General features: G+C 65.1%; 12 protein-coding genes and 1 tRNA gene. 4 read left to right on the top strand and 9 right to left on the bottom strand.

Annotated elements, in window-relative coordinates; translation table 11 throughout:
• Window positions 1–247: 247 nt before the first annotated feature.
• Window positions 248–625 (top strand): hypothetical protein, encoded by a 378-nt coding sequence (locus QJS31_RS06590; RefSeq protein WP_306356194.1) that lies wholly within the window; start codon window positions 248–250, stop codon window positions 623–625.
• A 257-nt stretch (window positions 626–882) separates the two neighbouring features.
• Window positions 883–2,481: an HNH endonuclease signature motif containing protein gene (locus QJS31_RS06585; RefSeq protein WP_306356193.1), complete on the top strand. Its 1,599-nt coding sequence runs from the start codon at window positions 883–885 to the stop codon at window positions 2,479–2,481.
• 67 nt (window positions 2,482–2,548) lie between these two features.
• Here the strand turns inward: QJS31_RS06585 and QJS31_RS06580 are convergent, their stop codons facing one another.
• On the bottom strand, window positions 2,549–3,748 hold the full coding sequence (locus QJS31_RS06580; protein ID WP_306356192.1) for a lipid-transfer protein: 1,200 nt from the start codon (window positions 3,746–3,748) through the stop codon (window positions 2,549–2,551).
• A complete protein-coding gene (locus QJS31_RS06575; RefSeq protein WP_306356366.1) occupies window positions 3,741–4,163 on the bottom strand; it encodes a Zn-ribbon domain-containing OB-fold protein in 423 nt (140 codons plus the stop codon). Before QJS31_RS06575 ends, QJS31_RS06580 begins: the two co-directional genes overlap by 8 nt.
• 153 nt (window positions 4,164–4,316) lie before the next feature.
• On the opposite strand from QJS31_RS06575, the gene QJS31_RS06570 reads away from it, so the two are divergent.
• The gene (locus QJS31_RS06570) at window positions 4,317–5,096 is read left to right on the top strand and encodes a GTP-binding protein (protein WP_306356191.1); all 780 of its coding nucleotides are present in this window, start codon (window positions 4,317–4,319) and stop codon (window positions 5,094–5,096) included.
• A 7-nt stretch (window positions 5,097–5,103) separates the two neighbouring features.
• Here QJS31_RS06570 and QJS31_RS06565 read toward each other — a convergent pair whose 3' ends face one another.
• The 7 genes from QJS31_RS06565 to QJS31_RS06535 all read right to left on the bottom strand — a co-directional run bounded on the left by QJS31_RS06565 (window position 5,104) and on the right by QJS31_RS06535 (window position 10,051).
• The gene (locus tag QJS31_RS06565; RefSeq protein WP_306356190.1) at window positions 5,104–5,787 is read right to left on the bottom strand and encodes a potassium channel family protein; all 684 of its coding nucleotides are present in this window, start codon (window positions 5,785–5,787) and stop codon (window positions 5,104–5,106) included.
• Window positions 5,784–6,998, bottom strand: a complete 1,215-nt coding sequence (locus QJS31_RS06560; protein WP_306356189.1) for a lipase family protein — start codon at window positions 6,996–6,998, stop codon at window positions 5,784–5,786. The genes QJS31_RS06565 and QJS31_RS06560 overlap by 4 nt, the downstream gene beginning before the upstream one ends.
• 488 nt (window positions 6,999–7,486) lie before the next feature.
• Window positions 7,487–8,119 carry a hypothetical protein gene (locus tag QJS31_RS06555; RefSeq protein ID WP_306356188.1) on the bottom strand — a complete coding sequence of 211 codons (633 nt, stop codon included), beginning with the start codon at window positions 8,117–8,119 and terminating at the stop codon, window positions 7,487–7,489.
• A gap of 196 nt (window positions 8,120–8,315) precedes the next feature.
• Window positions 8,316–8,387 (bottom strand) — tRNA-Val (locus QJS31_RS06550).
• A gap of 29 nt (window positions 8,388–8,416) precedes the next feature.
• Window positions 8,417–8,881, bottom strand: coding sequence for a peroxiredoxin (locus tag QJS31_RS06545; RefSeq protein ID WP_029932672.1), 465 nt, complete (start codon window positions 8,879–8,881; stop codon window positions 8,417–8,419).
• 82 nt (window positions 8,882–8,963) lie between these two features.
• Window positions 8,964–9,386 carry a DUF3052 domain-containing protein gene (locus QJS31_RS06540; RefSeq protein WP_282775985.1) on the bottom strand — a complete coding sequence of 141 codons (423 nt, stop codon included), beginning with the start codon at window positions 9,384–9,386 and terminating at the stop codon, window positions 8,964–8,966.
• 107 nt (window positions 9,387–9,493) lie between these two features.
• A complete protein-coding gene (locus tag QJS31_RS06535; RefSeq protein WP_039811663.1) occupies window positions 9,494–10,051 on the bottom strand; it encodes a hypothetical protein in 558 nt (185 codons plus the stop codon).
• 213 nt (window positions 10,052–10,264) lie between these two features.
• Between QJS31_RS06535 and aceE the strand changes: the two genes are divergently transcribed.
• Entirely contained in the window at window positions 10,265–13,135 is a 2,871-nt protein-coding gene (gene aceE, locus QJS31_RS06530; RefSeq protein ID WP_306356365.1) for a pyruvate dehydrogenase (acetyl-transferring), homodimeric type, read from the top strand.
• The last annotated feature ends 5 nt before the right edge of the window (window positions 13,136–13,140 follow it).

The raw sequence follows: 13,140 nt of genomic DNA, 5'->3' as shown, positions 1-13,140 counted from the left end.
AGTGCAGAAAATGCATGTCATGCGTCTATTGCACAACCAATGCGGGATCCCTCCCGAAAGTCTGCGGCTAATATTCTCGATGGTTGACCAAAACTGTATCGCCATGGAGCGCAGTACAGAAGTCGAGAAGATTTGGCAAGAAGTGATTCACAATCAAGGGGACGACGCGCCGAAATAGTGACCCCCCATTCAATTCCACTACCACCTCCACCACAAGCCTTTGCGTTACTTGCAGAAAGATCCATCAATGGAGATCACGCTTCTAGAAGAAGCCTACCCAGGACAAATGACCGCTGTCCGTTCCCGAAGCGGAGACTGGACGGCCGTCTGGAAAGGAGAATCGACAGCGCGCAAAGGTGATACCTACAGCATCGAACTACAAATCGAAGGATTTACACTGGGGGCCACGGCCGGCACTGAATCAGAATCTGTCGGCATCAAGACATCCGGCGACAGGACCATAGTATGTGGCCTAGTCTCCGTTATATACGACGATGGGGTACTAGCACTCGATCTCGCGCCAGGCATTGTTCTGATCGATCCCGTGATCCCATCTGATGTGCAGATAGGCCAACGCATCTGGGTATCCCCCCACACCCTGGCAATATTCCCGACAACGACATGAGCCCGGCGTAACCACACAATCCATCCGACGCGATCGATGTGTGCAATCGATCTATTGCACGCTGGAAGACGCCGTAATCCTGATTTCCCGCGGGCCGGGAGCTTGCGTGGCTTGGCAAGTTACCTGAGCGGCAGCAGAGCCCCGACTATCACGCAAAGCGCGTTCCACCATGAGTGTGTCCAAACCTTCTCAATCGGTTCGGCATGTCGCGCGATCTCGACTTTCGTGTCGCAACCCACGCCGGTAGAGTCGAACATATGAGCGATCCCGCCGAGGTCGAGCCCACCAGCTACGAGCTGGTGGCGCGACTGCAAGCGGTCCACGCACACATCGCTGCCGCGCAAGCCGAAGAGGTCGCGTTGATGACCCGGCTGTACCGGCTGCGGCGGACACAGCAGCTCGAGGCCGGGGTCGCGGCGCGGTACGCCGGGGAATCGGCGGCCACCGAAATCGGTGTGGCGGTACGCGTCTCGCAGCGCAGCGCGGACGGATTGATAGCGCTCGGTATGGGATTGCAGCGGCTGCCCGCGACCCGACGGGCCTTCGCGCAGGGCCGCATCGACCTGGCGCGGGTACGCGCGATCCACGACACCCTGGTCAACGTGCCCGACGAGACCGTGCCCCAGCTCGAGGACACGGTCGTCGCTCGTGCCGAACGCTGTGATCCCGTCCGATTGCGGCGCACCATCCGTAGAAAATTGCTCGAAATTGACCCGGCCGGACAGACGCGCCGCCGCCAAGAGGCCGAACGCGAGCGCTACGTTGCCGTCCGCGCCGCCGACGACGGCACCGCCGTGGTCGACGCCGTGCTGCCCGCCGCCGGCGGATGGACGCTGTTCGAACGCCTGCGAGAGATGGCGATCACCCAGTGCTGCACCGCCGACCCGCGCACCATGAATCAGCGTCGCGCCGACGCCCTGGTCGCCCTCGCCGACGGCAGCGGGCAACTCACTTGCGGCTGCGACCTTCCCGACTGCTCGCGCCGCGACCCTGATCATCCGGTCCCGACCGCGCGTCGCGCGCTGGTGCAGGTCGGTGTCAGTGCGGCCACCCTGCTCGAAGTGCAGGACAACCCCGCACTGCTGGCCGGGTTCGGCGCGATCGACGCCGACCTCGCCCGTCAGATCGCCTGCCACGCCCGCTTCCACGTCATCCCCGAGACTGCCAGCGAGACCATCGACGACAACCTCCCGTCAACGGCGATCGACCGCGCCGACGGCGGTCCGAGTGCGAGCGACCGCCATGCGGACTCATCCTCGCCCACCGCCACTCCCCTTCCGTCCCCGACCGAGTCGCCGGAACTGCGGTACCGCCCCAGCGCGAGCCTCGCGGCACGGGTGCGGGCACTCGACGGGATCTGCCGGGCTCCCGGCTGCCACGCCCCGGCCGCGGTGACCGATCTCGATCACCAGCAGCCTTTCGACCACCGCTCCCCCGATTCGGGTGGCCCCACCACCGAGCAGAACCTCGGCTGCCGCTGCCGCCGCCACCACCGACTCAAAACCCTGGCCGATCACGGGCTCAACGGCTGGACGGTGACCCATCACCCGCACCGGCGCATCGAATGGCGCACCCCCACCGGCGACACCATCACCACAAACCCCGAAGGCGCGAACTTCCTGTTCCCCCACATCCCGATACCCGCAATGCCGGTGAAACCCGTTGACCCACAACCCGCGCCACCACTACTCGACCCCGGCCCGGTAATCAACACACTCACCGAACTACTCCACGTCTACATCCCACCGGGACGACGCAACCTCCGAGCTCACCACGACAGTCACCGCGTCGTGGTCGGAAACACCATGTGCGGTATGGGCGGTACCGCTGGGGGTACGGAGCGCCCACCCTTCTGATGGATCGAAGCCGATCCGCCACACCACCGGGAACCCGGACACGGCCGGGTTCCCGCGCGCACAACCGTCAGCGAGTAGCGATAATCGCAGATCCGTGTCCGAACAGCCCCTGATTCACCGCGATACCGGCCCGCGCACCGTCCACCTGACGGCCGTCGGCCTGCCCGCGCAACTGCCAGGTGAGTTCGCAGATCTGCGCGATCGCCTGCGCGGGAATCGCCTCACCGAAGCAGGCGAGTCCACCGCTGGGGTTCACGGGCACGCGCCCACCCAATGTCGTTGCGCCGCTGCGCAACAGCTCCTCCGCACCGCCCACTTCGCAGAGACCGATGTCCTCGTACCAATCCAGTTCCAACGCGGTGGACAGGTCGTAGACCTCCGCGAAGGACAGGTCGGCGGGCCCGATCCCGGCCTCCTCGTACGCGGCGTACGCGATGGCGGAACGGAACGTGCGCGGCGGCGGCTCAACGGCGACAGCGGAATCCGTCGCGAAATCCGGCAGGTCGAGCACGGTTTTCGGGAACGTCGGAGTCACCGTCGACAGCGCCCGGATGCGGACCGGGTCGGCGATACCGTGCCGCCGCGCGTACTCCATGGACGTCAGCACCAGCGCGGCCCCGCCGTCACTGGTCGCGCAGATGTCGAGCAGCCGCAGCGGATCCGACACGACCGCCGAGGCGGCGACCTCCTCGGCCGACACCTCCTTGTGGTAGCGGGCATACGGGTTGTTCAGCCCATGCTTGGCATTCTTCACCTTGACCGCGGCGAAATCGTCGAGCGTGGCACCGTGGATCGCCATCCGGCGTCGAGCATAGAGCGCGAAGTAGATCGGATTGGTGGCACCGAGCAGGTGGAAGCGCAACCAGTCCGGGTCGTCGCGGCGCTCGCCGCCGACCGGCTGGAAGAAGCCCTTCGGGGTGGCATCCGCGCCGACCACCAGCGCCACATCGCAGAGTCCCGCCAGGATCTGGGCACGGGCATTGGCGATCGCCTGGGCGCCGGAGGCGCAGGCGGCGTAGCTGCTCGAGATCCGTGCACCCGACCAACCCAGCGCCTGGGCGAACGTCGCGCCCGAGACGAAGCCGGGATAGCCGTTCCGGATGGTGTCCGCTCCGGCGATATAGCCGACCTCGCTGTGGTCCACTCCGGCATCGGCCAGCGCGGCGCGCGCCGCGACCAGTCCGTACTCGATGAAGTTCCGCCCCCACTTGCCCCACTGGTGCATGCCCGCACCGAGGACGGCGATATCGCGATTCGTATCAGTCATTGACCGGCCTCCACATCCACACCGTGCGCTCCGCCTCGTCGTCCTCGTACAAGGTGCCGAGCGCCAGCTCGACCGGCATGCCGACAGCCAGGTCGTCCACCGCGAACCCGCGCACGACCTGCCCGAGTATCACCATCTGCTCGACCTCAAGTTCCACGGCCGCGACGACGTACGGCTCGAATGGGTCCGGCGAGACGTACGGCGCGGGCGGTTTGTATCGCGCATCGGCATAGGACCAGATCCGGCCACGCGTGGAGAACAGGTACTCGACCAGCTCGGAGCCGTCCTTCGGAGCCGAACACCGCGGATTGCGGCAGGCGAGGGTGTTCCGAGGGAAGTACGGCGTGCCGCACACCTCGCAGCGGCTCCCCTTCAGACGTACCGCACCGTCCTCCGCAGTGAACCAGTCTGCCACGGCGGGGCGTTGTTCTTTCTGCACAGACCGACCGTATAGGAACACGTTCTACTTTGTCGCGGAAATCCCGCCCAGCGGGGCGGGGGCGGGAGTACGGTGGGGCCGGATTGGGATGCTGGGCATCCGCGCGTCGATCTGGAGTACCGCACCGCGATGGGCACCAAAGCTATTGACCCGCAGGCGATTCGCAATGTAACGGTGATGGGGCATCCCGACGAGACAGCGCGGGTGGTCCACCGGCTGTCCCGCCACCTCGACAAGGTCGGCGCGGCGACCCCGGTCGCGTTCCGCTGGACGGCCGACGGGGTCGACCACACGATCCGCCTCGCGGAGCTATCGAGCCACACACCCATCCCCGATATGGAACGGGCGATCCGTCTGGCGGATGGCGTTGTGGCTGTCGTGAATGCTGCTTCGAACCGACCAGCACGGCTCGAAACGATGCTGCGGGTCGCCGACGACCATCAGATCGCACGATTGTGCCTGGTCACCGGACTCGATCAGCCAGGCGCCGATTTCGATCGCTGCGTGCGAGCGGTCGCCGACTCACGCGGCGCAGCGCCATTGCCGCTGCAGATGCCGATCGGTATCGATACCGAGTTCGCGGGTGCCATCGACCTGGTGGCGATGGTGACATACGAAGCGGCAGACCGCGAGCCTCACGGAGTCCAGGCGGTACTAGCCGAGCAGAGGCGTCACAGACTCCTGGCTACGGTGCTCGGCCGGCCCGCCCTCCCGAACCCCCGAACGGTCTCGACCGAAAGAGTGCACCACCTGATCCGGTACCGCACTCGCATCGGTGACGTCGTCCCGATTCTGTGCAGTGTGGCACCGCGACGTATCGATGATGTCGCCCCGCTCCTGGACGCCCTGGTCCGCTACCTTCCATCACCCATGGATGTCTGTCAGCCGACACACGTGCTCGATTACTGAGGATCTGTCAGCGATCATCGAATTCGGTCTCGCGCTGGACGTTGGTGATGAACCACGATGCGACGGCTGCGGTAACCACGCCGACAACGGCGATACCCACGATCATCAGACCGACCGCCAACAATCGACCCTGCCACGTTACGGGATAGTGATCGCCGTACCCCACAGTGGTCACCGTGACCGATGCCCACCACAGCGCGTCACCGAAGTTCGTGATTCTTGTCCCCGGCGCCTCCTGCTCGGCATCCAATACCGCAATCGCGCCCAGGAATACGGTCAGCACCGCTGCTCCGGTGACATACATCGATGCGCGTCCCGCAAGAGATCCGACGACCGAGCGATTGAGCAGCCGCATCACAGCGAGGACTCGAAGGAGCCGGAAAGCGCGCAGCATCGGTAGCACGAGTAGGGCAACGTCATACCAGCGCCGCAGCGCATACCGCCCGCGACGTTCGGCGAGAAACAAGCGGATCGCGAAGTCGACAGCGAAGGCACCCCATACTGTCCAGGACAGTACATCGAGTGATGTGCGCAGGTCGGTGTCCAGAGTCGGGTCCAGCACCGGCCATGCATATGCGAGCAAGAACGCCACCGCGAAAAGCAGCATCGGGATCTCGGCACGACGCTCCCAGTTCGCCACGCGGTCGCCGAATTCGGAGCCTGACGAGGCGCGCGAGTCTTTTCCGATCACGAACAGGTGGTGGTCGCCGGGATGCCGTTGAGGCGGTCGGCGAGCCAGTCCAATGCGGCGCCGGAACCGACGGTCTCGGCGCTGACATGTTCGGTGCCAGGGTATTTGATGTAGCTGACGGGTACGCCGCGGGCGCAGTAGTCGGCGATCAGGGCATCGGTGTTGGCGGTGATGGCGATCTGGTCCTGTTCGGCCATGAACAGGTACAAAGGAGCGTTGGGTGTGCCGTAGCGACCGGCCTTCAGGGTTTCGAGCACCGCCGTGACCTCTGGCTCGCCCAGCGGCCAGGCGCGGTCCACCGTCCGGTCCTGCATCCAGGTGAACGGATATGACGCCAGGGTTTGGGCCTGGCACATGGACGCAAGGGTCCGTTCGAAATTCGGATCGGCGAAGAACGCGGCTATGTTTAGTTCGGGGTAGGCGCGGGCCAGACCGAACGCCGCCTGATAGTTGATACCGGCGAACGGTCCACCGTTGATGAAGGCGCTGGTGGCAGCCATGTCGGTAGGCAGGCCACCGGCCGCGGTACCAGCGATATTCAGTTCGGGCGCGTAACCGTCGGCCAGCTCGGCGGCGAACTCCGCACCGCGTGAACCACCGGAATAGCCGAATACTCCGACCGGAGTGTCACCGGTGAGCCCCGCGGGAGCGAAGCTCAGAGCAGCGCGAATTCCGTCCAAGGTGTTGCGACCCTCGACATACCCTGCGGCGAAATGGTTTTCCGGTCCCAGGTAATCGGGAACGACGACGGTCCAGCCACGATCCAGAGCCGCGCTCAGATTCGTCATCTCCCCGATCATTCCGGAGGACGCCACGTACGAGTAATCGGTCCGCAACTGATACGAAGGATTGCACGTGGTGTCGAGCACGTCGATCCACGGTAGGAAAGCGAGTAGCTTCGCGGGACCGGGCCGACCGGCGGGCCGGATGATCGTCGCCATTGTCGTCCAAGGCTTGCCCTTGGTGTCCTGGCTGACGTATTTCACCTGCCACGAACTGAATTGGGTGCTGGTCGGGATCACACCGACGCTGACGGGACGACTGTCCACAACCTGCCCCATCGACAGTCCCCTCAAGGACTCCGGCTGCGCATAGAAGGGATCGTTCGCCGGCACCGGCGGTTGCCCCGGATCGGCACTACTCGCCGGCGCGGTGAACAGTCCAGCGACGGCAAGCACAACAGCAAATCCATAGCGACCACACCGCTTCATGTGCCGGGAGTGTAATGAGTGTGCCCGGCCGCAGCTTGCACGACACGGCCCGTGTGCGCACCGGAACGCCTGTGTCCGACTTCTTTCACTCAGCCGGATTTCCCAAAGAGCAGATCGGGTCGGGCGACGATTGGATGGCAAACGGCCATGCAGCGGTACGACCCGAAAATGCGGGGCGCTGCGGAGCGAGTGCCTATCCTAGCCTTCGTCGCAGTCTCCCTAAGGGCCGTCCCTCGTCGCCGGAGATCGGTGGGTGCTACCGCAACCCGGCGTGACGTGGTGGGCGCTCGGCTACTTGGTCGTCGCCGGGTCGGTGCTGAATTTCGTCTTCGGCTCGTTGGCACCTATGGCTTCTCCAAGACACGCGGCCCGCCCCCGGACCTCAGGACGCCGGCAATACGCGCGAGATTATGCTTCCCCTTCCAGCCGGATTGCTGAGCAAGCAGAGACCTAACCCATTGACTGACCGTGCATACGAAACAAGTGATCTAGTTACCCTTCCTCCGCCGTAGCGCATCGAGGACGATCGATGCCGAATCACCCGGCGGCATCGGCGGCTGCTGCTCGAAAACACTCCATGCCAATCGAAGCCGGAAGCCCTCGTCCTCCGCCGCACGAAACTTCCGCGTCAGCCCCAGCATCCGATCTGCCAGCAGATCGACGTCGACCACGGCCACCTCCCGCGATTCAAAGGACTTCCGAAGTCGACTGCGAGCTACGTAGAAGATCCGATGGTCTGATGGACTGTTGCGCGACCTTCGAACAGAGTCCTCAGTCCGATCTTCCACATCCCAGTCACCGTGAACAAAGAAGTTGCGCTGCCGATTCAGATCCTGAGCCTCGGCAAGAAGCGCTTCGAACCAGTCACAGTCGTGAAGTTGAAACTCACGAGTGCACTTCAGCTCGCCCAGCACGGCCCTGCTTGATGCGATCATCCACTCGACAGACTGGCCATCGAAAACAACCCCCGCCTCCTCAACACCCGCGAGCCAACACAGGAAACTCCGCAGGCAAGTCTCCAACCGGCTGCTATTGACAACCAGCCTTCCCAGCGCCGGGTAGAGCTCGTCGAAGTGCGGATCGCTCGCCGTCCCGTCCATCGACAAAGCATGCACCGACACTTCGGCACTCCGCAGCCCAATATCTACCGCCTAGCGCACCTCCCGCCGCATGGCCAGGCTTCGACGACGCTGGCTCGGAGCAGCCCGCCAGGCGCAACCAGGCGGCTAACATCGGCTGCCCCACGTGTGCCCCACGAATCAGCGCGTGGGGCAAAGGAAGTCCGGCAGGCACCTGTCGATACCTGCCGGTTCGGAGTGGGCGCAGAGGGGTTCGAACCCCCGACCGCTGGTGTGTAAAACCAGTGCTCTACCACTGAGCTATACGCCCTCGGGGCGCCGGCGGACCGGCGCGACGGTTTATGAATCTAGCGCGGCGAGCGCTTTCTCCCAAGCTGCCTGGTCACGGGGCTCTCCGGGGCCGTTCATTTCGGAGAATTGGATGATGCCGTCCTTGTCTACGACGAAGGTGCCGCGGTTGGGGTAGCCGGACTTCTCGTTGAAGACGCCGTAGGACTGGGCTACGGCGCCGTGCGGCCAGAAGTCGGAGAGGAGGGGGAAGGTGTAGCCTTGTTCGGCGGCCCAGATCTTGTGGGTGGGCGGGGGGCCTACCGAGATCGCGAGGATTTCGGCGTTGTCGTTCTGGAACTTGGGCAGTTCGTCGCGGACCTTGCAGAGCTCGCCCTGGCAGATGCCGGTGAAGGCGAGGGGGTAGAAGACGATGAGGACGTTCTTCTCGCCTCGGTAGCTCGACAGGGTGACTTCCTGGTTGTTCTGGTCCTTCAGGGTGAAGTCCGGGGCGAGCGTACCGACCTCTAGCGGCATACGGTGAACCTCCATCGGATTCGGGCTTGCGGCGGGCGGGCACAATCGTCCGCCCGATCGAAAACCTTAGCGAAGGCAGGGATCAGCGCTGCTTCGAGGGCGTCTTGGGTTGGGTCAGCTTGGTGCCGGTCCAACTACCCAGGCTGACCGGGGTGGTCGAATTCAGGCCCGCAGACGGTGCGGACTCGGCGATCTCACTGGGATCGACGTGACCGGGCTGGCCGGTCTTGGGGGTGAGTACCCAGACGATGCCGTCGTCGGCCAGGGGGGTGATCACATTGAGCAGTTCGTCGACCAGGTCCCCGTCACCGTCCCGCCACCAGAGCAGCACGACCTCGACCACCTCGTCGGTGTCCTCGTCGAGGAGCTCCGAACCGATGGTCTCCTCGATCGAGTTCCGCAGCGTGTCGTCGGTATCTTCGTCCCAGCCCAGTTCCTGTACCACCATGCCGTGCGAGATGCCAAGCTTGTGAGCGTAATTCTGCGCGTCCGCCGCGGCGACCACGGTGGTGTCCTCCTCGAGTCCCGACAATAGGTAGTTGCAAGCGAACATGGTTAAGAGCCTCAGCGCAAGCCGATCGGCCGAAATCGCCGAGGAAATTGTCGCGAGTGTTATCGGGCCGGGCAGGCGTCGCGGACCGCGTTGAGGGCGTCGTTGACCTTCTTGCTGGCGTCGTTGAGCGCCGCGACCGGGGAGGTGTAGGTCATGACGCGGGCCTGGGCGGCAAGCTCTCGAGCAGCGTTCACGTAATCGGTGAGCTTCTGCGCGAGGTCCGGCGGCAGTGCCTCGCCCGCCTCCTGCACCCGCGTCTCGACGGTCCGCGCGGCATCCTCGATCGTGTTCGCGGCGGTGTCTCGTTTGGCCGCGTAGTCCGGCGCATTTGCGTCATGGGCGTCGACGAACTCGTTGTAGCGCGTCACCGCGGGGCCGGTGGTGTCCCGGAACGGATCGCAGTTGTCGGCGATCGCCTTGGCCTGTGCGGCCGCCCTGCGCGACGAGGTGGCCGCCGCCGAACTCGACGACGCCTCAGCGCGATACGACGTAACCTGGGCCTCGTTGGCCGTCGGTGTGCCCTCGATGCGATCGGCACATCCCGCGACCGCTAGACCAGCGGTTACCGCCAGGCTCGCACAGACCAGACCGAACCCCCGCGGGTTCAGCAGCTTCATCGATCCTCCCGGTTCGACTGCCATGACGGTTCCCTACCGAACCGTACTGGATTTCCGGCTGACATGATGATCCAGGACGCATCGTGCACGAGGATGTGAGATGCGCCCTAGAAACCATCGTGAACGGGTACCCGCCGACCAGCGGTCACCCGGGGTAATGACGCCACGCTTGTCCCACCCCATGTACGAGGAGCAAATGTCTTGACCGACCTGATGCACCCCATTTCTTCGTCGAGTCCTACAAACGGGCCGGCACGCAATCGCCCGGCGGGGGGCCGGGTCCGAGTGATCCGCGAGGGGGTGGCGTCATACCTGCCGGACATCGATCCGGAAGAGACCAGCGAATGGCTCGAGTCCTTCGACGAGATGCTCGAGCGCGAAGGACCTGGCCGGGCGCGCTACCTGATGCTGCGGCTGCTCGAACGCGCCGGTGAACGCCGTGTCGCGATTCCCGCACTGACCTCCACCGACTACGTCAACACCATCCCCACCGAGAACGAGCCCTGGTTCCCCGGCGACGAAGAGGTCGAACGCCGCTACCGGGCCTGGATCCGCTGGAACGCGGCCGTCATGGTGCACCGCGCGCAGCGGCCCGGAATCGGTGTCGGCGGCCATATCTCGACCTACGCCTCCTCCGCCGCGCTCTACGAAGTCGGCTTCAACCACTTCTTCCGCGGCAAGGACCATCCCGGCGGCGGCGACCAGGTGTTCATCCAGGGGCACGCCTCCCCCGGTATCTACGCCCGCGCCTACCTCGAGGGACGGCTGACCGAGGATCAGCTCGACGGCTTCCGCCAGGAGTACTCGCACGGCGGTCCGGGCCGCGGCCTGTCGTCGTACCCGCATCCGCGGCTCATGCCGGACTTCTGGGAATTCCCCACGGTGTCCATGGGTCTGGGCCCGATGAACGCCATCTACCAGGCGCGGTTCAACCACTACCTGAACGATCGCGGTATCAAGGACACCTCCGATCAGCACGTGTGGGCGTTCCTGGGCGACGGCGAGATGGACGAGCCGGAGTCGCGCGGCCTGATCCAGGTGGCGGCCAACGAGGGCCTGGACAACCTGACCTTCGTGATCAACTGCAACCTGCAGCGCCTGGACGGCCCGGTGCGCGGCAACGGCAAGATCATTCAGGAGCTGGAGTCGTTCTTCCGCGGCGCGGGCTGGAACGTCATCAAGGTCGTGTGGGGCCGCGAGTGGGACTCCCTGCTCCAGGCCGACCGCGACGGCGCGCTGGTGAACCTGATGAACTCCACGCCCGACGGCGACTACCAGACCTACAAGGCCAATGACGGCGCGTACGTGCGCGAGCACTTCTTCGGGCGCGATCCGCGCACCAAGGAGCTGGTGAAGGGGCTGTCCGACAGCGATATCTGGAACCTCAAGCGCGGCGGCCACGACTACCGCAAGATCTACGCGGCCTACGCGGCGGCCATGGCGCACAAGGGACAGCCGACGGTCATCCTGGCCAAGACCATCAAGGGCTACGGTCTGGGCAAGCACTTCGAGGCGCGCAACGCCACGCACCAGATGAAGAAGATGACCCTGGACGATCTGAAGGCGTTCCGCGACGTGCAGCGCATTCCGATCACCGACGCCGAACTCGAGGCCAACCCGTACCTGCCGCCGTACTACCACCCCGGCCAGGACGATCCGGCCATCCAGTACATGATGGACCGCCGCAACTCCCTGGGCGGTTTCGTCCCCGAGCGCCGCACCAAGGCCAAGCCCCTGCAGCTGCCGGGCGATGAGCCGTACCGCTCCATCCGCAAGGGTTCCGGCAAGCAGAACGTGGCCACCACCATGGCCTTCGTGCGCCTGATGAAGGAACTGCTGCGCGACAAGGAAATCGGCAAGCGGATCGTGCCGATCATTCCCGACGAGGCCCGCACCTTCGGTATGGACTCGTGGTTCCCGTCGCTGAAGATCTACAACCGCAACGGCCAGCTGTACACGTCGGTCGACGCGGAACTGATGCTCGCCTACAAGGAGTCGAGCGTCGGGCAGATCCTGCACGAGGGCATCAACGAGGCCGGTTCGACCTCGTCGTTCACCGCGGTGGGCACCTCGTACGCCACCCAGGGCGAGCCGATGATCCCGCTCTACATCTTCTACTCGATGTTCGGGTTCCAGCGCACCGGCGACGGCCTGTGGGCGGCGGCGGACCAGATGGCGCGCGGATTCGTCCTCGGGGCGACCGCCGGGCGGACCACGCTGACCGGTGAGGGACTACAGCACAACGACGGTCACTCGCTGCTGCTGGCGTCCACCAATCCGGCCTGCGTGCCGTACGACCCGGCCTTCGCCTACGAGATCGCCCACATCGTGCGCGACGGCCTGCGCCGCATGTACGGCGGCGGTGTCTCCTCGGGCTACCAGGAGGCGCTGCCGGGCACCGATCCGGAGGCGCACTCGCGCCACCACGAGTTCGGCGGCGAGGACATCTTCTACTACATCACCCTGTACAACGAGCCGCAGTCGCAGCCCGCGGAGCCCGACGACCTGGATGTGGAGGGCCTGCTCCAGGGCATCTACCTCTACAAGAAGGGCGGCGCGGGTGATGTTCGCGCGCAGATCCTGGTGGCGGGTGTGACCATGCCCGACGGTCTGCGCGCCCAGGAGATCCTGGCGCAGGAGTGGGGCGTACAGGCCGATGTGTGGTCGGTGACCTCGTGGGGCGAGCTCCGCAAGGAGGCGCTCGCAGGCGAGATCGCCAAACTGCACAACCCGACCGCCGAACCGGCCGTGCCCTATGTGACCAAGGTGCTGTCGCAGGCCGAGGGTCCGTTCGTCGCGGCCTCGGATTGGATGCGGGCCGTGCCGGATCAGATCCGGCAGTGGGTTCCGGGCGACTACATCACCCTCGGCACCGACGGTTTCGGTTTCTCCGACACCCGCCCGGCCGCGCGCCGCGTATTCAACGTGGACGCGCAGTCGATCGTGGTGGCGGCGCTGTCGGGGCTGGCGAAGGCCGGGAAGATCGATGCGGGCAAGGTCGCCGAGGCGGCCGCGCGCTACCGCATCGACGACGTGAACGCCGCGCCGAAGGCGGCACCGGGTACCGAGGGCGGCGACGCATAACGGAC

Source organism: Nocardia sp. CC213A (assembly GCF_030766805.1).
In the GTDB taxonomy this organism is placed as follows: domain Bacteria; phylum Actinomycetota; class Actinomycetes; order Mycobacteriales; family Mycobacteriaceae; genus Nocardia; species Nocardia otitidiscaviarum.
The sequence above is the reverse complement of the archived record's forward strand: the minus strand, read 5'-3'. Positions and strand labels throughout refer to the sequence as shown.

Bases quoted from the DNA above. Each gene is read 5' to 3' on its own strand.
- QJS31_RS06590 (WP_306356194.1), top strand. From the start codon at position 248: ATGGAGATCACGCTTCTAGAAGAAGCCTACCCAGGACAAATGACCGCT.
- QJS31_RS06585 (WP_306356193.1), top strand. From the start codon at position 883: ATGAGCGATCCCGCCGAGGTCGAGCCCACCAGCTACGAGCTGGTGGCG.
- QJS31_RS06580 (WP_306356192.1), bottom strand. From the start codon at position 3,748: ATGACTGATACGAATCGCGATATCGCCGTCCTCGGTGCGGGCATGCAC.
- QJS31_RS06570 (WP_306356191.1), top strand. From the start codon at position 4,317: ATGGGCACCAAAGCTATTGACCCGCAGGCGATTCGCAATGTAACGGTG.
- QJS31_RS06560 (WP_306356189.1), bottom strand. From the start codon at position 6,998: ATGAAGCGGTGTGGTCGCTATGGATTTGCTGTTGTGCTTGCCGTCGCT.
- QJS31_RS06545 (WP_029932672.1), bottom strand. From the start codon at position 8,881: ATGCCGCTAGAGGTCGGTACGCTCGCCCCGGACTTCACCCTGAAGGAC.
- QJS31_RS06535 (WP_039811663.1), bottom strand. From the start codon at position 10,051: ATGAAGCTGCTGAACCCGCGGGGGTTCGGTCTGGTCTGTGCGAGCCTG.
- aceE (WP_306356365.1), top strand. From the start codon at position 10,265: ATGCACCCCATTTCTTCGTCGAGTCCTACAAACGGGCCGGCACGCAAT.